Source organism: Paraburkholderia sp. UCT2, from assembly GCF_014397665.1.
In the GTDB taxonomy this organism is placed as follows: domain Bacteria; phylum Pseudomonadota; class Gammaproteobacteria; order Burkholderiales; family Burkholderiaceae; genus Paraburkholderia; species Paraburkholderia tuberum.
The window spans coordinates 62,080-78,536 of sequence record NZ_VZQO01000017.1 but is presented as its reverse complement, the minus strand read 5'-3'; the positions used below and the strand labels follow the sequence as shown (position 1 = coordinate 78,536).

The following is a 16,457-nucleotide window of genomic DNA, read 5'->3' as shown; positions in this document are numbered from 1 at the left end:
ATCGACCCATTTGCCCGACGAGGATTTCATGTCCACGACTCGAACCGCCGAACGCGTGCGCGCGCAGAACGGTACAACCGCCGCCACGAGCGGCCCGACACATCCAGGCTATCGAACACTGTGGCGCTGGCACTTTTACGCGGGCCTCTTCGTGATGCCTTTTCTACTCGTGCTCGCCATCACCGGCACGCTGTATTGCTTCCAGCCGCAGATCGAGCCGCTGCTTTATCGACAGCAACTGGTCGTCGCACCGCAAGCCGTGCCGAGGCTGGCCGACAACGCGCTGCTCGTGAAAGCGCGCGCGGCGATGCCGCCCGGCTCGATCGCGACGACCGCCGTGATCACGCGCGATCCGCAACGCAGCGCGGAATTCGTATTTCGTCTCGCGGACGGCACGCAGCAGAGCATCTATCTGAATCCGTATAGCGGCGAGGTGCTGGGCACGCTGAGCGTCGAGCATCGCTTGATGCAGGTGGATCGCATGCTTCATCGCAAGCTGCTGCTCGGCAAGCCCGGCGAACTGCTGATGGAACTGGCCGCATGCTGGACGCTCGTGATGATCGGCACCGGCGTCGCACTATGGTGGCCGCGCGGCAAAACGACCACGCGCGCTGTGCTGCTGCCGCGCCTGGCGCTGAAAGGACGTCCGCTATGGAAAAGTCTTCACGCGGTGATCGGCATCTGGCTCGCCCTCGGCGCACTTGCGTTCGTATTGACGGGGCTGCCGTGGACCGGCTCGTGGGGCAAGCAGTTCAAGGCGTTCGCGACCGCGACGCAGCTTGGCGCTCCGCCGGGCGCGTGGGGCGGTTTGCCGTTGCGCTCCATCGTGCCGGGAACGCCCTCGGACCACGCGAGCGCCACGCTCGCGCATGCCACGCGCGCCGACATGGGCTCGATGCCCGGCATGGTCATGGACGACCTGCCGTTGCCGCTGACGCCATGGGCCGTGGGCAACGCGAGCGTGCCCTCTTCCGCGGCCACCGACGCGGCGCAGCCTCTGTCGCTCGGGCATATCGTCGCGCTCGCCGCGTCGCTCGGTATCGCGGACGGCTACCGCATCGTGCTGCCGAACTCCGCAGCCGGCGTCTACACGCTCTCCTATTTCCCCGCGAATCCCAAAGACGAACGCACGCTGTACGTCGACCAATACAGCGGCGCGATCCTGAAGGACATTCGCTACGGCGATTACGGCGCGATCGCGAAGGCCGTGTCGTACGGCACGTCGCTGCATATGGGTCGCTACTTCGGCGTCGCGAATCAGATACTGTGCGCGGCCATTTCGCTCGGCCTTGGCGCGCTCGCTGTGACCGGCTTCGTGATGTGGTGGAAACGTCGGCCGCAACGCTCGCTCGGCGCGCCGTCGCGCGAGCGCGCCGCGCCGCCGATGCGTGGCTGGAAAACCGGCCTCGCGCTTCTCGGCGTCGTTTTCCCGCTGATGGGCGCAACGCTCGTCGCGGTGTGGCTGCTCGACCGGCTGGTTTTCGGCCGTGACTCACGACCGGAACCGCACGGCGTCGCGTGAGATCAAGACGAGCCGGGGCGCACCGCTTGCGCCCCACGAGCGTTTACGATATATTTTGCTCGCTTATGATCGATTCACGCCGAAACGGAGACGAGACATGCAGCGAACCCGGGAAGATGCGATCAACGGGCTACTGCCCGAGCAGCGCGAAGCACTGATTCTGGAGCGATTGCGCACGCATGGTCGCGTGCTCGCGGCCGAGCTGGCCGCCGAGCTGCAGATCTCCGAGCACACCGTGCGCCGTCATCTGCGCGATCTCGCGGATCAGGGGCATTGCAAGCGCGTGTACGGCGGTGCGCTACTGATGTCGCCCGCCGACAAACCCGCGGCGCTGCGCATGCATGAGGCCGTCGATCGCAAGGCACGCCTTGCCGCGGCGGCCGTATCGATCGTTCGTCCGAAGCAGATCGTGCTGCTCGACGCGGGCACGACGAACGTCGCGATCGCGGCGGCGCTGCCCGACAACGCCGGCCTGACCGTCGTCACGAATTCGCCCGAGGCCTGCGCGCGGCTGCTGAACCGCCCGGGTATCGACGTGATCCTGATCGGCGGCCGCGTCGCCGGCGGCGCGGCGGGCTCGCTCGGCGCGACCGCGCTGCTGCAGATCCAGCAGATCCGCGCGGACCTCTGTTTTCTCGGCGCCTGCGCCTTCGACCCCGACGAAGGCGTCGCCGTATTCGACGCAGAGGACGCCGAACTGAAACGCGCGATGGTCAAAGCGAGCAGCCAGATCGCCATCGCGCTGACCTCGGAAAAGCTCATGACAGCGGCGCCGTTCGCGGTAGCGCCTGTTTCGGCCGTCGATTATCTGTTCGTCGAAGCGGACGTGCCGCACGCGCGTGTCGCGAGCCTCCAGGCCGTCTGCGATAACGTGATGGCGGCACGCCCATGAACTCACTCGTCAGGGAACGCATCGCAACGCTCGCCGTCTTTCTCGCCAACGGTTTCGGCATCGGCGCATGGGCGGTCGAGGTGCCGCGCATCAAGGAAAGCCTGGCGCTCAGCGACACCTCGCTCGGCATCGCGCTGTTCTGCTTCGCGCTCGGCGCCATCGTTGCGATGCCGCTCGCGGGACAGCTCGCGCCGCGCGTCGGCAGCGGCCGCGCCACCGCGCTGCTCGGCGCGGCATTCGCGATCGCGCTGCCGTTGCCCGCGCTCGCGCCGGGCATGCTGACGTTGTGCGTGGTGCTGTTTGCGCTTGGCGCGTCGAACGGCGCGCTCGACGTGTCGATGAACGGACATGCGAGCGCGATCGAAACACGCTGGCGCGCGCCGATCATGTCGTCGTTTCATGCCGCGTGGAGCGCGGGCGGCCTGCTTGGCGCGGCGAGCGGCGCGATGTTGCAGAAAGGCGGCGTCGGCGTCGTGGGCGGGCTGTTCGCGCCCGATCTGTTGATCGCGGCCCTGATCATTTTCGCCGCGTCGTTTGCGTTGCGCGATATCGGTCCGCGCGCGGCCGCAGCGTCGAGCGGCTTCGCATGGCCCGACAGCAGCGTGATGAAACTGGCGCTGCTCGCGTTCATGTGCATGCTCGTCGAAGGCGCGGTGGCCGACTGGAGCGCGGTGTACCTGCGCTCCACATTGAACCAGGAAGCGAGCGTCGCCGCGATCGGCTACTCCGCGTTCGCGTTTTCGATGGCGGCCTGCCGGATCGCCGGCGACGCATCGGTGCGGCGCTTCGGTTCGAGCAAGGTCGTCGCGCTCGGCGGTCTGATCGCGCTCGCCGGACTCGCGCTCGTGCTGAGCCTGCCGACGGTGCTGACCGCGTGCGTCGGCTTCGCGATGGTCGGCATCGGTCTCGCGAATATCGTTCCGGTGATTTTCAGCGCGGCGGGTCGCTCGAGCGCGACGCCGGCGATCGGCGTGTCGATGGCGGCCACGTTCGGCTATGCGGGCTTTCTGGTCGGGCCGCCGCTGATTGGTTTCGGTGCCGGCGTGGTTGGCCTGCGCGCGGCGCTGGGCGTGCTCGTGATGGCCACGCTGATCGTGTCGCTGCTGGGCGGCAACGCGGTGCGCGCCGCGCAACCCGCGTAGCCAGCGTTATTTCGCTTTCTTGTCGAGCACGGCAAGCGGCTTGCGAACGGGTAACGCATCGCGTGCCGCATGCTGACCCAATGGCCAGCTGAACGCGCCGAGCAGCGAGCTCGGCTGCGTACCATCGTCGAGACCGGTGGCGGGCCACTCGTGTTTCGCGGGCACCCAACGCGTGCCGAACACGTGATCCCACATCGGCAATAGCTGCGTGAAGTTGTGATTGAAATGCTCGGCGCGAATCGAGTGATGCAGCCGGTGATACTGCGGATTGTTGACCCACGTGACGTAGCGGCCAAGGTCCATGCGCAGATTCAGATGCGCGAAGTAGTTGCCGAACATGAACACGATCGAGGTCGCACCGACGATCCACGGCTCGACCTTGAACAGTACGCCGACGAGCGGATAAAGCAGGCAGCCCTTGAGCAGCACTTCTATCCAATGATGCCGCAACGTGATCGTCACGTTGAAATCCACCGCGCTATGGTGCAGCGAATGCAGCTTCCACAGGATGGGCCATGTGTGCTGCAAGCGATGAAACGCGTATTCGAGGAAATCGATCGTCAGCAGCACGATCACGAACGAAGCGAGCGCGCCCCACCCGCGCGACACCAGCACCACCATCCCGCCGCCGAGTGCATTGACGATCGCGACGCTCGCGGCCGCCGTCAGCGGCTTCGCGGCTTCCGCCAACGCCAGATACAGACCCGCATACGCCATGTTCAGACGCTGCCCCGCGCGCGATTGCAGCAATGCGGCTGGCCAGCGACGCTCAAGCAACGCACCGACGCCCATCATGACCAGCACGAGCGCGTAGGCTTGCAGCCACAGGCTCGCGTGGTGCAGCAAGGCGGGAAACGGGCTCGACGCTAACATGGAATTCCCTGATGCGGCGGTCGTTAGCATGATCTTCGCAGCCCGCCGGCCCGCGCGCAAGCGCCCTTTAGCGGGGGCCCGCCGCGAATTCGGCTTCACCCGCAAGCACGGAAAAAAAATGGCGGGGTCATCGCTTCACGCCGTCACGATCGCGAGCGGACGTTAGATGCAGCCGTATCGTCCGCTCGCGTCGTCGTTGTTTGTCGACATCCGTTTGCTATTGGCCCCGCCGCACCTCGCAAGTTGCGCCACGCTCCCCGAGCGCGAATCGCGAAGATTTTTGCTGCCGTCGGCATTTGTTCACTGCGTGAAATCCCGGCTGCAACATGTGTAGTTTTTGTGCATTCGTCATTGCAATGGCTATGCCATGCTGGAATGAAGGCTTGCTACGTATGGAGAAATGCCTGCCGGGGCACTTCGAAGCGGGCCTGATCGCACGCAATGCATCGGAAATGAGACGCCGCGGGGATGCCCCGACGCCTTCGTGCTGGCTCGTACACGTCGTTCGACGCGCGCGGGAAAACCCGAACGCGCATTGACGGACCAAGGTTTGCGACCCGTACCAGTCAACATGCCGACACGTCATGCGACGAAAGCGCGCCTGAATCATGCGGACCGGCGTGTCGCAAAGTTGAGACGGCAAGCGGCTTACAGCAGCGCGGTCAATTGCGCGACACGCGACTCGAACTGCCGTAATTCATCGCCGGCAAGCGACCTCTTCTGCGGCAGGTCGACCTTGAGCGGATCCTGCGGCACATCGTTCACGTGGACCTCGAAATGCAGATGCGGTCCGGTTGCCCAACCGGTCTTGCCGACATAGCCGATCACCTGATCGCGCCTTACGCGGCTGCCGGAGCGCAGTCCTTTCGCGAAGTGCGACAGATGCGCGAACGTCGTAGAAAACGGTGCGGGGTTCTGAATGACGACCACGTTGCCATAACCGGTCTGACGGCCGATAAAGCGGATTACGCCGCGCGCGGTGGCACGCACGGGCGTGCCAACCGGCGCGGCAAGGTCGACACCGTCATGACTTTGCCAACGATGCAGCACCGGATCGAAGCGGCGCAACGAAAAAGCCGACGACACGCGTGTGAAGTCGAGCGGATAGCGCTCGAACGCAGGCCCTGCGCTGACGCCGTCTTTCGAGTAGTAGAGCGGTTGGCCGTGAAGATTTTTCTGCAGGAACACGTTGTGCGCGGTCGAGCCTCGCATGATGCGCACCGCGAGCGGTTCGCGCGATGCGTCTTTGCTGTTGTCGCTACCGGTGTCGAATACGGCGCGCACGCGGTCGCCAGGTTGCAGATCGCGCGACAGATCGAGCTCGTCGTGAAACGCGCGCGACAGAATGGCTGTGGTGCCCGCATCGACGCCGATGCTCTGCGCGGCCGCCGCGAATGTACGCTCGACCGGCGCTTCCCTCACGGTGTACGCGGGAGCTTGCGCAGCGGGCACAACCGGTGCGGGTGCCGACGCCGGTATCGGCACACGGGCAACGGCCTGCGTCGAGTCCTTGCTCAGGAGCGAGACGTCGGGGTCGCCGTTGCGCGCGGCGCGTTCATGAGTGACGAGATAGGCGGCGCACGCCGAGCTCATTGCGCATACGACAATGATTTTGCTGGCGCGCCCCGACAGAAGACGAGCTACAGATAGAGGCATGGTCAGGAACGACTGTCGACCATCGCATGCGCGAAAGGCACGCACGGCGAGGTGGTTTCGTTGAATCAGCGTCTCCAGGCACTGCGTAAGACGCTGCATGAGGCTCGGGGCAGCCTATGGTTGCTTTCTTAAGTCAGCCTTAAGCTGCCCCCAAATGAGCCTGCGATGCGGCGAGGGCGCGCGCTCGAACTTTGGCCGCTGAGGCACGACGGGCATGACGGCGCAATCGCGCTGCGCCGACGAGAGAACTAGCCGGGATATTCGACTCGGCCGCGCGGACGTGGAGCGGGTTATGACAACGAAGCAAGCATGTTCGACAGCCGTCGGACATGGGCCTTGAACGCGTCGCTCGTTTCGCGGTTCGTGGTGGGATTCAGATGTGAGCTTTCGGCGAGTTGCGCCTGCTCGTGAAAGTCGTTGGCGATCCTGCGCCTGATATCGTCGGGCAGCGACCGCACGATGGAGACCAGCAAAGCCTCTTCGGCATGCAGCATGCCGAGAATCGAATGTGTGTCCATACGGGAACCTCCGTGGGGAACATCGTCGGTGCCGGCCGGCAGTGGCGCCGGCGCTCCTCATGTTACCCCGTTGGTTCCGCGTCGTTGGTCGTGCGCGTTACTCTGCGATCGAATAGCGCGACGGACGAGCACGCGGCTGCTCCGCCTCACGCTCGACGCGCGGACTCGCGCCGCGGATGAACAGGACCGCGCAAAACGCGACCATGGCCCAGATGCAAAGAATGACGGTCAAAGCGCTCATGTCAGTTTCCGGTACTTCGGGATAGTACGGTGATGCTGCCGCGTAGGCTGTCAATGCAGCGTGGACCGCTCGGGCGCACCGAACAGCAGTTCATCGATCAGGGCGGTCGTGAACGTCAGCTGCGTTTCGAGCGACTGGCGCGCGGCTTGCGCGCCGGCTTCGTCGCTTCGGGCGACGGCCGCGTGTGCCTGCGTGGCCAGACGCACGATGGCTTCGGAACCGCGTTGCAGTTCGCGCATCGCGGGGTCGTCCGGACCGGGCGTCGGCTGATCCCGTTCCGAGGTGGTGAGTTCCGGCAGGTCGGCGTCGAACCGGCGGGGTTTGTTGTGACGGGAAGACATCCGGGGCTCCTGACGGAAAAGCGCGATATACGCGACGGGACGAACCCAGTGTGCGCCGCCCCCCGCGTTTCAATTCACCGAACAGAAGCCGAATCTGAAGCCAATCCGGGGGCTTCGGGAAAAACGAGGGTTTTTACCGAGCAATTAGCGCAGGTGGACCGCAAATCCCGTCGCCGGGGCATTGGAATTCGCGGCAGCGGCAGGAAAACGTCTACCTTGCCGGCGCGGAAAAGACTTTGAGCGGCCTCAAGCTGCCGGAACAACATCGATGCGCAATGCCTCGCCGCCAGCGGCAATCGCCAGCAGGTGATTGACGTTCGGATGCGCGCCCGGACGGTTGCGCGCGTCGGCCGTATGCTCGGCAAACAGCGCGAGGCCGTGTTCGGCCGCCTTCGGGTCGAGCGTGCCGAACGCGCCGCGCAGGTAGTTGTACACCGCGAGCGAGCCCTGCTTGCCCGGTTTGTTCTCGATGCTAGCGACCACGGTACCGCTGCCGTTGACCAGATCGATGCGTGCGATGCCGTCGATCGCCGGCATTCTGGCGAGATTTTCCTTGAAAACGTTGCTCGGTTCGATCATTGAAACCACTCCTTCCGTTCTAAAAAATGCATGGCGGGCCGTATCTTATCCGATGGGCGGCGAGCGGGCGAATCGGTGGCCACGACGGATCGGCACGCGCATCTGATACCTGGTGTATTCCTAGTAATTTTTCGCATCGCCCCTGGCCTCGACATATCAAAGAAAAGCGAAGGAAGTCGGCATGGAGGCGAAAGCAATGCGTCGGCTCCACGACGAGTGAATGCTTCGACATGCAGTCTTACCTCGACGCGTTCCCGCACTACGCGCTGACCTGGTGCAACCCGCCGAGCGATACCGCGCATCCGTATAGCGCCGCGCTGATCACGGTGCGCGACGGCAAGCGCGTGATCAACCTGAACCTGAGCCAGGCGCCCGACTACAACTCGTACACGCCGTACTATCCGGCGCCGTTCTCGGACAATCTCGCGTATGGCACGACTGACGTCGGCTATGCGCTGATGATTCCGCAGGTCACGTACAACGGCAAAACCTATATCCCGAAGCGGCCTCTCGATAGTGCGCGCGCGGCGTTGAATGCCGTTATGCAGCGGGTCAACCCGGCGTCAGCTGAAAAGCGTTGATCGAGAAGTCAGCGTGCGAGCAGCGGTTCGCCGCGCCGAAAAAAAGCCCGCTTCCGCGGGCAACCCTTCTCTACGCAGCAGCGCCGCGCGTGAACAGCATCACCCCTTCGTCGCGCCAAACGTCAGGCCCGCGACGAAATGCTTCTGCATCGCAAAGAACATCATGACCGATGGCAGCGCCGCCAGAATCGATCCCGCCGAAACGAGATTCCACGCGGTCGTCCACTGCCCTTTCAGCGCGGCCACGCCGACCGTGATCGGCGCGGCGTCGTCGCCTTGCGTCAGACACAAGGCCCAGAAATAGTCGTTCCACACGAACGTGAACACGAGGATCGCCAACGCCGCGAGCGCGGGACGAATCAGCGGCAGCACGATCCTGAAGAACACGGTCCACTCGTTCGCCCCTTCGATGCGCGCCGCCTCGACCAGCTCGAATGGCAGCTGCTTGATGAAGTTGCGCAGAAACAGCGCGCAAAAGCCGGTCTGGAACGACACATGAAACAGAATCAGCGCGCTCACGGTATTGAACAGACCGAGTTGCAACGACAGATCCCGCACCGGAATCATCAGCACCTGGATCGGCACGAAGTTGCCCGCGACGAACGTCGCGAACAACGTCGAATTGCCGCGAAAGCGATAGATCGCCAAGGCAAAGCCCGCCATCGCCGCGAGTGCGATCGAACCCACTACGGAAGGAACCGTAATCAGCACGCTATTCCAGAAGTAATGCAGCATCGGCGACGTCGTCAATGCCTCGCGATAGTTGTCGAACATCGCGAAGTGCTTCGGCCATCCCCAGTAGTTGCCCTCGCTCAGTTCTTCGGTCGAACGCACGGACGTGACCAGCACCGCGATCATCGGCAACAGCCAGATCACGAGTGCAATCGGCAACGTCAGTTTGTATGCGCGGCGCGTGGCCGGCTTCCATTTGTCGATCGGAATCGGAAACATCAGCGGCTCCTCATTGCTCGGCGCGCAGCATCCGCCGCAGGTGATAGACGATGTACACGAGCATGATGCCGAACAGCACCACCGCGATCGCCGCCGAATAGCCGATGCGGTAGTACTTGATCGCCTGGTCGTACATGAAATAGGCGAGCACCGTCGAGCTTTCGAACGGACCGCCGCCCGTCATCACCGAAATCAGATCGAAGCTGCGCAGCGCGCCGATGATCGTCACGACGATCGCCATGAACGTCGTGGGCCGCAACTGCGGCAGGATGACATGCCAGAGCATCGACCAGCCCTGCGCGCCTTCCATTCGCGCAGCTTCGATCTGCTCGGCGTTCAACGTGGTCAAGCCGGTCAGATAAAGAATCATGCAGTACGCGGTTTGCGGCCACAGCGCCGCGAACACGATGCCGAGCGTCGCATAGCGCGGATCGCCGAGCACCGGCACGCCGTGGCCGAGCATCATCGCGAGCAGGCCGAAGGTCGGATCGTAGAACCATGAAAAGATCAGTCCGACCACGACGCCCGACAACACGAATGGCGCGAAAAACAGCGACTTGACGATGCGGATGCCCGCCACCGCCTGATTCAGATACAGCGCGACGGCGAGGCCCATCGGCGGTGCGAGCAAAAACAGCACGAGCCAGATCAGGTTGTTCTTGAGCGCCGTATAGAACGTGGGCGTATGGACCAGCTCGATATAGTTCGCGAGGCCGACGAAGGTCGGCTCGGTCATCCCATCCCAGTTGAAGAAGCTCAGACGGATCGTCGAGAGGATCGGCCACACCACGTACACGGCCACCATGAAGCAGGCCGGCGCAAGAAACAGGAACGCGGCGCGCCGCTGCCGCCGTGCGGTCGGCGTGGGGCCGCGCCGGCGCGACGCGACCGACGCGCCGCTCAGCGCACCGCTCGACGCCGGCAAGCCCGGGCCGCCGGGTTCAACAGGACCGTCGACGCTATGACGGCTGACGGAATGCGACACGATCAATCTCCCGATCCAATCCGATGCATCGGGCAGCGGCCTTGCGGCCGCCGCCGCTCACTTCTTGTAGATACGCTGACGCGTCTGCTCGAGCTGCGCGAGGATGTCGTCCAGTTTCGATGGATCGGAGACGAACTGCTGCATCCCCTTCATCCCTTCGTCGGCCATTTCCTTCGTCATGTCGCGATCGTAGAACTGCGCAATGCCGCCCTTCGTGTTCGACAGGATCTGGAAGCCGATCTTCGAAATCGGATCTTCAGGCTCCGGCGATTTGCTGTTCGCCGACAACGAGCCGAGTCCCTTTGCGAGTTGCGCACCGATCTGAGGCGTCTCGACGAACGCAAGGAACGTGTGCGCATCGGACTTGTTCTTCGCTTTCGACGGAATATGCAGCGATTCGACCGGCCCGTCCTCGGCGGTCGGCACCTTGGAGTCGATGATCGGGAACTGGAAGTACCCCATTTGCGGCTTCACGTTGTCCGGGAAACCCGCCGCAATGAACGTCCCCATCAGCATCATGGCAGCCTTGCCCTGGAACAGGAACGGCTGCACCGCGTCGAGATCGTAGGACAATGAATTGTTGATGAAGTAGCCGTCGTCGATCAGTTGCTTCCACGTCGTATAGACCTTCTTCACGCGCGGATCGGTGTACGGAATTTCGCCGGCCATCAGCTTCTGATGAAACGCATTGCCGTTCAGGCGCAGATCGAGATAATCGAACCAGCCGGCCAGCGTCCAGGCATCGCGGCCCGCCACCGCGATCGGCGTAATGCCGGCGGCCTTCAGCTTTTTAGCGGCGTCGAGAAACTCGTCCCACGTTTTCGGCTCGCCCTTGATGCCGGCCTTCTCGAACAGGTCCTTGCGATAGAACATCCCCCACGAGTAGTACACGGTCGGCGCGGCATACTGCTTGCCCTTGTACGACGATGCTTCCTTCGTCGACGCATACATGTCGTTCCAGCCGTTCTTCTGCCAGTCGCCGGTCAGATCCTCGAACAGGCCACGCTGCGCGTAATACGCCATACGCTCGCCGTCGTGCCAGTTGACGATATCGGGCGCGACAGTCGAAAGCCAACCCGGCAACTGAACCTTGTAGGCTTCCTCATCGATGAACGATACCTTCACGTCGATCCCGGGATGCGCCTTCTTGAACTCGTCGACCACCTGCTGCCAAACCGCGCGCTGGCTCGCGCCCTTGTACGCGATGTTCAGCGCGAGCGTGGCCGCCTGCGCGGTGCTGACGACCGAGGTCCCCGCGGCAACCGCGGCCAGCGCGAGCGCCAACAGAATCTTGCGTGGTTTCAGTTTCATCCTGACTGTCTCCTTCATTCCATGGTTTTTACGTCGTTGTCGCTTCTATATCGAATGACTGCGTGGAATTGCCAAGGCCGGACTTCTATTGCGAGCGGTAGACCGCTACCCCTTGCGGCGCCACCTCCCGGGAGCCGATCACGAATGCGTCGTCGGAAATGTCGTCGAGCGCGTGGGTTCGATCGCCATAGTTGAACACATACGTCAGTCCGCCGCGACGGCTGATGCGCACGCTGTCGCCGAGTGCCTGCGTTTCGAGGCCCGCTTCCTGCGCGATGCGCGCGAACAGGCGCACGGTCAAGGCGTCGTCGAACAGGCTCGCGAAGTAGTGATACGCGCCGCTTCGCACGTACGCCGGATGATCGTCCGCGAAACGCGCGCGCACGTCGAATGAAGATGATGCATCGCTGTCGATGAAATCGCGCCAGTGTCGCGCGAAGCCCTCGGCGGCACCGCCCTGCTGTTCCAGCACCACCGCTTCGGTCACGTTCGGCCGCATCGATTCGACGCGCCACACGCGCAGCGGCAGCACCGACGTCAATGCGCCCGGCGGCAGATTCGCCGGAATCCGCAGCTCGCGCGTCTTCGATCCGGTGCGTGGACCGAGCACGACCTGCGCGCCCGAGCGCGCGAGACGTTCGGCGAAATCGTCGGGCACGACCGGCAGCGGCGGCACGACGACGAGGCTATAACCATCGAACGATGCATCGGCCGGCACGACATCGACGTCGAGTCCGAGCGCGCGCAAAGCCGAGTAGTACTCGAACGCGAACCGCGGATAGTGAAAGTCCGCGCCCTGCGGATGAATCTCGAACAACCACTTCGCTTCATAGTCGTAGACGAGCGCGACTTTCGAGCGGATCGACGCATTGGCATCGGCGTTCGCGGCGAGCACCGCGTGAATTTCGGACGCCACCCGCGATGCTTCATTGCCGCCGACGTCGAGCCGGTTGTCGGGCGTATTGAGCCCCGCGTGCATCTGCTCCTGCGCGAACGGCGCCTGACGCCAGCGGAAATACGACACGCAGCCCGCGCCGTGGGCGAACGCTTCCCAACTCCACAGCCGCACCATGCCCGGCAGCGGCGCCGGATTCCACTGCGCCCAGTTCACTGGTCCCGGCTGCTGCTCCATCACCCAGAACGGCAGCTTCGACATGCCGCGATAGACGTCGTGATTGAACGACGCGAAGTCCGGATGACCGCTGCGCAACCAGCGCGCCTTGATGTCCGGCGCGAACCACTGCTCTTCGAGCGCGCCGAGCGGATAGCTGTCCCACGTTGCGACGTCGAGATCGGCCGCGACCTTGTAGTGATCGAACTCGGTGAAGAGCTGCATGAAGTTGTGCGCGACCGGCCGCCCCGGCGAATGCGCGCGAATGATCTCGACCTGCATGCGGTTGTAGCGCGCCACTTCGTCGGATGCGAAGCGCCGGTAGTCGAGGCGATGCGAAGGATGCGCCTCGGTCACGGTGCCGACCGGCGCGTCGATTTCTTCGAAGCCGCGGTACTCCATGCTCCAGAACACTGTGCCCCACGTCTCGTTCAACGCCTGGATCGTGCGATAACGCGCCTTCAGCCACTCGCGAAAGCGCGCGACCGCGGCCGGCGAATAGCTGACCACCGTGTGATGACAGCCAAATTCGTTATCGGTCTGCCAGAAAGCGACCGCCGGATGCTTGCCGTAACGCTCGGCCACCGCCGTGCAAATACGACGCGACGCCTCGAAATACGCGGGCGACGAGAAGTCGTAATGACGCCGCGAGCCGAACGCGCGCGGACGTCCATCGGCGCCGACCGGCAGGATCTCCGGATGACGATCGATCAGCCACTTCGGCGGCGTCGCGGTCGGCGTACACATGACGACCTTCAGGCCAGCCGCGCCGAGCACGTCGACGGCGCGATCGAGCCAGCCCCAGTCGTATTCGCCGGGAGTCGGCTCGATCCGGCTCCAGGCGAATTCCGCTATCCGCACCTGCTCGATGCCGAGCGCTTTCATCCGGCGCGCGTCGTCGTCCCACATCGACTCGGGCCAGTGCTCCGGGTAATAACAGACTCCAAGACGCATCCCTATGTCCCCAGTGTTTTTCAAGCGTAGTGTTCGACGGATTCGAGCGACGCGGCCGCGAAACCGTCCTCGGTAAACAGATGACAGGCCGTGCGCGACACCCGCAGGCTCGCGCGATCGCCTGGAGCGAGGCGCGTGTTGCCGGGCGCCTTGGCGATCAGAACGGCGCCGCCGGGTTGATCGAGGTGCACGTAGCTGTGTTCGCCAAGCTGCTCGACGAGCGATACGGTGCGCGCGAGCACGCCGTCTTGCGACGCAGCCGCATTCGTCGTGGCCGATGCATCGACGAACTCGAGATGCTCGGGACGCACGCCGAACGTGACCGGCTGCGCTGGCTGCAATCCGGCGCTGCTGACCGGCACACGCACGTTCTCGCCGGTGTGATCGAGCGTGACGAGCACGCCCTGCGCATCGAGTGACGCCACCTTGCCCGGCAGGAAATTCATTCGCGGCGAGCCGATAAAGCCGGCCACGAAGCGGCTTTTCGGGCGGTGATACAGCTCGAGCGGGGCGCCGATTTGCGCGATGCTGCCGTAACGCTCGGTGTCCTTGCCCGAATGCAGCAGCACGATCTTGTCGGCGAGCGTCATCGCTTCGATCTGATCGTGCGTCACGTAGACCACGCTCGCCTTGGCAAACTGCTTATGCAGACGCGCGATTTCGACGCGCGTTTGTCCGCGCAAGGTTGCATCGAGATTGGACAGCGGTTCGTCGAACAGAAACACGCCGGGCTCGCGAACGATCGCGCGGCCGATCGCGACGCGCTGCCGCTGCCCGCCCGACAGCGCCTTCGGCTTGCGCTCGAGTAGCGCCTCGAGTTGCAGGATGCGCGCGGCTTCATGCACCTTCCGCTCGATTTCATCCTTCGGGGTCTTCGCGAGTTTCAGGCCGAACGCCATGTTCTCGAACACGCTCATGTGCGGAAACAGCGCGTAGCTCTGGAACACCATCGCTACGCCACGCTGCGCGGCCGGCACGTCGTTGACGATCTTCCCGCCGATCGACAGGTCGCCGTCGGTCACATCCTCGAGCCCGGCGATCATGCGCAACAGCGTTGACTTGCCGCAACCCGACGGGCCGAGAAACACGCAGAACTCGTTTTCGCCGATGTCCAGATCGACGTTGCGAATCACCGGCGCACCGTCGCCATACGCCTTCTGCACGCCTCGTAACGAAATGCTCGCCATTGCATCGACTCCGTGATTTAATCGGCGCGAAGTCGGAGATTAAGCGCTTAATCAGCATGACCGAAAAATCGATCGCAAGGCGATCGTTGGTCTGTCTCCGATATCGTTTTGTACGTTGGTTTGACGACAGATGTTGCCGCGCCTCGCGCCGCGATGCAAATGTCGGACAGCCATCCCAAATATTGGCCATATCATGCCCACACTCAGCGAAGTCGCGCGTCATGCCGGCGTCACGCCAGCGACGGTGTCCAACGTGCTGCGCAAGCGCGGCCGAGTTGGCGAAACGACCCGGCAACGCGTGCTCGAGGCAGTCGCGGCGCTCGGCTATCGCCCGCATCTCGCCGCGCGCGCGCTCGCCGAGGGCCGCGCGCCGACGCTCGCGCTGATGGTGTCGAGCATCGCGAATCCGTTCTATCCGGAGTTCGCGCTTGCGGTCGAACGCGCAGCGCGTACGAGCGGCCACTTCGTGATCATCTGCAATACCAACGACGATCCGCTAAGCGGCCGCGCGTACCTCGACCAGATCGCCGGCACCTTGTCCGAAGGCGTGCTCGTGACCAACGCGAACCTCGATTTCGCCGATCTGCACAAGACCGAAGCGCGCGGCACGCCGGTCGTGCTGTGCATGTGGGAGCGGCCCACCGAGCCGCCCGGGCTGCCGTGCGTCGCGGTCGATTTCCGGCTGGCCGGCCAACTGGCCGGCGAGCATCTGCTCGAGCTCGGGCATCGGCGCTTTGGTGCGATCGTCGGCAGCAAGGCATCGGGCATTCACGCGGCGCGCTTCGAAGGTTTCGTCGACGCGTTGCGCGCGGCCGGTGTGACGAGAAATCGCGTGCGACACGCGGCCGACACGATCCACGGCGGCTACCTGGCGGCCCGCGCGCTGCTCGAAGCCGATCCGCAACTCAGCGCGATCTTCGCGACCAATGATTTGCCTGCGCTCGGCGCGATGCACGCGGCCGCGGATCTCGGCCGGCACGTGCCGGACGATCTGTCCGTGATCGGCATCACCGACATCCAGCTCGCGCGCGAGTCGCGCCCCGCACTGACGACGGTGGCGGTGCCGACGGTCGAGGTCGCCGGACTTGCAGTGGAACTGCTGCGCGAGCTGATCGAGACTTCGTACGGACAGCCGGGACGCGCCGCGCGGGACATGCCGGCGCCCGTGCCGATGCGGATTTCGTCCGAGCCGAATCTGGTCGTGCGCGCATCGACGGCCGCACCGCGTTCGCGTTGATGTGGCGGTTACAGCCGCGCCGCAAGGTTGCAGTAACGCGCAATTGCGCGGGCACGCCGATGCGTGGCGCGAACGACATCTGTGCAAACGTCCGGGCGCGCGCCTAGACCGTTTCGCATGCGAGCGCCGCCAACGCCACGGTGACCAGAAAGTCGTCGCTACCACCAGTGCGAAGGCATGGGTCTCTCCGAAAGGTTCGCATTCAGTCGACGCGAGCAAGCGCTGTTCCGCCGCAACCTCTCGCAAACATTCAGCGCCCACCGAAAAAGCGCGTTACGCACCGCGAATTGCGTTGAAAAACCGCCGCTGACATTTCAACCCGCTTTCAGACGGGCCAGGACTTTCCCCAAGCCGAGAAGCGCCGCTTCGCACTGCA

The 16,457-nt window shown here is 64.0% G+C and carries 14 protein-coding genes and 2 pseudogenes; 5 read left to right on the top strand and 11 right to left on the bottom strand.

Annotated features, from left to right (window positions below; all coding sequences use genetic code 11):
* Positions 1 to 28 precede the first annotated feature (28 nt).
* From F6X39_RS16295 to F6X39_RS16285, 3 genes are all read left to right on the top strand, one after another.
* A complete protein-coding gene (locus F6X39_RS16295; RefSeq protein ID WP_187617348.1) occupies positions 29 to 1,522 on the top strand; it encodes a PepSY-associated TM helix domain-containing protein in 1,494 nt (497 codons plus the stop codon).
* A gap of 97 nt (positions 1,523 to 1,619) precedes the next feature.
* Positions 1,620 to 2,414, top strand: a complete 795-nt coding sequence (locus F6X39_RS16290) for a DeoR/GlpR family DNA-binding transcription regulator (protein WP_187617347.1) — start codon at positions 1,620 to 1,622, stop codon at positions 2,412 to 2,414.
* On the top strand, positions 2,411 to 3,556 hold the full coding sequence (locus tag F6X39_RS16285) for an MFS transporter (RefSeq protein WP_187617346.1): 1,146 nt from the start codon (positions 2,411 to 2,413) through the stop codon (positions 3,554 to 3,556). The genes F6X39_RS16290 and F6X39_RS16285 overlap by 4 nt, the downstream gene beginning before the upstream one ends.
* 183 nt (positions 3,557 to 3,739) lie before the next feature.
* On the opposite strand, the pseudogene F6X39_RS37610 reads toward F6X39_RS16285, so the two are convergent.
* From F6X39_RS37610 to F6X39_RS16255, 6 genes and pseudogenes are all read right to left on the bottom strand, one after another.
* A pseudogene (locus F6X39_RS37610) lies at positions 3,740 to 4,177 on the bottom strand (sterol desaturase family protein); the annotation flags it as partial.
* 900 nt (positions 4,178 to 5,077) lie between these two features.
* Positions 5,078 to 6,022, bottom strand: coding sequence for a M23 family metallopeptidase (locus F6X39_RS16275; RefSeq protein ID WP_187617344.1), 945 nt, complete (start codon positions 6,020 to 6,022; stop codon positions 5,078 to 5,080).
* Positions 6,023 to 6,375: 353 nt separating this feature from the next.
* Positions 6,376 to 6,603 carry a hypothetical protein gene (locus F6X39_RS16270; protein WP_018423381.1) on the bottom strand — a complete coding sequence of 76 codons (228 nt, stop codon included), beginning with the start codon at positions 6,601 to 6,603 and terminating at the stop codon, positions 6,376 to 6,378.
* Between the two features lie 97 nt (positions 6,604 to 6,700).
* Positions 6,701 to 6,844 (bottom strand): hypothetical protein, encoded by a 144-nt coding sequence (locus F6X39_RS16265; protein WP_167368704.1) that lies wholly within the window; start codon positions 6,842 to 6,844, stop codon positions 6,701 to 6,703.
* Between the two features lie 50 nt (positions 6,845 to 6,894).
* Positions 6,895 to 7,185: a hypothetical protein gene (locus F6X39_RS16260; RefSeq protein ID WP_187617343.1), complete on the bottom strand. Its 291-nt coding sequence runs from the start codon at positions 7,183 to 7,185 to the stop codon at positions 6,895 to 6,897.
* Between the two features lie 246 nt (positions 7,186 to 7,431).
* Complete coding sequence (locus tag F6X39_RS16255; RefSeq protein ID WP_187617342.1) at positions 7,432 to 7,764, bottom strand: DUF2322 family protein; 333 nt, start codon at positions 7,762 to 7,764, stop codon at positions 7,432 to 7,434.
* Between the two features lie 236 nt (positions 7,765 to 8,000).
* On the opposite strand from F6X39_RS16255, the pseudogene F6X39_RS16250 reads away from it, so the two are divergent.
* A pseudogene (locus F6X39_RS16250) lies at positions 8,001 to 8,264 on the top strand (hypothetical protein); the annotation flags it as partial.
* A 180-nt stretch (positions 8,265 to 8,444) separates the two neighbouring features.
* Here the strand turns inward: F6X39_RS16250 and F6X39_RS16245 are convergent.
* The 5 genes from F6X39_RS16245 to F6X39_RS16225 form a co-directional block, all read right to left on the bottom strand.
* Positions 8,445 to 9,296, bottom strand: a complete 852-nt coding sequence (locus tag F6X39_RS16245) for a carbohydrate ABC transporter permease (RefSeq protein WP_018423397.1) — start codon at positions 9,294 to 9,296, stop codon at positions 8,445 to 8,447.
* Between the two features lie 10 nt (positions 9,297 to 9,306).
* Positions 9,307 to 10,281, bottom strand: coding sequence for a carbohydrate ABC transporter permease (locus F6X39_RS16240; RefSeq protein ID WP_187617341.1), 975 nt, complete (start codon positions 10,279 to 10,281; stop codon positions 9,307 to 9,309).
* 57 nt (positions 10,282 to 10,338) lie between these two features.
* On the bottom strand, positions 10,339 to 11,592 hold the full coding sequence (locus F6X39_RS16235) for an ABC transporter substrate-binding protein (protein ID WP_187617340.1): 1,254 nt from the start codon (positions 11,590 to 11,592) through the stop codon (positions 10,339 to 10,341).
* 85 nt (positions 11,593 to 11,677) lie between these two features.
* Positions 11,678 to 13,657: a beta-galactosidase gene (locus F6X39_RS16230; RefSeq protein WP_187617339.1), complete on the bottom strand. Its 1,980-nt coding sequence runs from the start codon at positions 13,655 to 13,657 to the stop codon at positions 11,678 to 11,680.
* Positions 13,658 to 13,677: 20 nt separating this feature from the next.
* Positions 13,678 to 14,844, bottom strand: coding sequence for an ABC transporter ATP-binding protein (locus tag F6X39_RS16225; RefSeq protein ID WP_187617338.1), 1,167 nt, complete (start codon positions 14,842 to 14,844; stop codon positions 13,678 to 13,680).
* 193 nt (positions 14,845 to 15,037) lie between these two features.
* Between F6X39_RS16225 and F6X39_RS16220 the strand changes: the two genes are divergently transcribed.
* The gene (locus F6X39_RS16220; RefSeq protein ID WP_187617337.1) at positions 15,038 to 16,081 is read left to right on the top strand and encodes a LacI family DNA-binding transcriptional regulator; all 1,044 of its coding nucleotides are present in this window, start codon (positions 15,038 to 15,040) and stop codon (positions 16,079 to 16,081) included.
* Positions 16,082 to 16,457 lie beyond the last annotated feature (376 nt).

What these genes read in the sequence shown, in the direction of transcription:
- F6X39_RS16275 (WP_187617344.1), bottom strand. Translation starts at nt 6,022, where the DNA reads ATGAGCTCGGCGTGCGCCGCCTATCTCGTCACTCATGAACGCGCCGCG.
- F6X39_RS16230 (WP_187617339.1), bottom strand. Translation starts at nt 13,657, where the DNA reads ATGCGTCTTGGAGTCTGTTATTACCCGGAGCACTGGCCCGAGTCGATG.
- F6X39_RS16290 (WP_187617347.1), top strand. Translation starts at nt 1,620, where the DNA reads ATGCAGCGAACCCGGGAAGATGCGATCAACGGGCTACTGCCCGAGCAG.
- F6X39_RS16295 (WP_187617348.1), top strand. Translation starts at nt 29, where the DNA reads ATGTCCACGACTCGAACCGCCGAACGCGTGCGCGCGCAGAACGGTACA.
- F6X39_RS16265 (WP_167368704.1), bottom strand. Translation starts at nt 6,844, where the DNA reads ATGAGCGCTTTGACCGTCATTCTTTGCATCTGGGCCATGGTCGCGTTT.
- F6X39_RS16245 (WP_018423397.1), bottom strand. Translation starts at nt 9,296, where the DNA reads ATGTTTCCGATTCCGATCGACAAATGGAAGCCGGCCACGCGCCGCGCA.
- F6X39_RS16255 (WP_187617342.1), bottom strand. Translation starts at nt 7,764, where the DNA reads ATGATCGAACCGAGCAACGTTTTCAAGGAAAATCTCGCCAGAATGCCG.
- F6X39_RS16285 (WP_187617346.1), top strand. Translation starts at nt 2,411, where the DNA reads ATGAACTCACTCGTCAGGGAACGCATCGCAACGCTCGCCGTCTTTCTC.
- F6X39_RS16270 (WP_018423381.1), bottom strand. Translation starts at nt 6,603, where the DNA reads ATGGACACACATTCGATTCTCGGCATGCTGCATGCCGAAGAGGCTTTG.
- F6X39_RS16225 (WP_187617338.1), bottom strand. Translation starts at nt 14,844, where the DNA reads ATGGCGAGCATTTCGTTACGAGGCGTGCAGAAGGCGTATGGCGACGGT.
- F6X39_RS16220 (WP_187617337.1), top strand. Translation starts at nt 15,038, where the DNA reads ATGCCCACACTCAGCGAAGTCGCGCGTCATGCCGGCGTCACGCCAGCG.
- F6X39_RS16260 (WP_187617343.1), bottom strand. Translation starts at nt 7,185, where the DNA reads ATGTCTTCCCGTCACAACAAACCCCGCCGGTTCGACGCCGACCTGCCG.
- F6X39_RS16235 (WP_187617340.1), bottom strand. Translation starts at nt 11,592, where the DNA reads ATGAAACTGAAACCACGCAAGATTCTGTTGGCGCTCGCGCTGGCCGCG.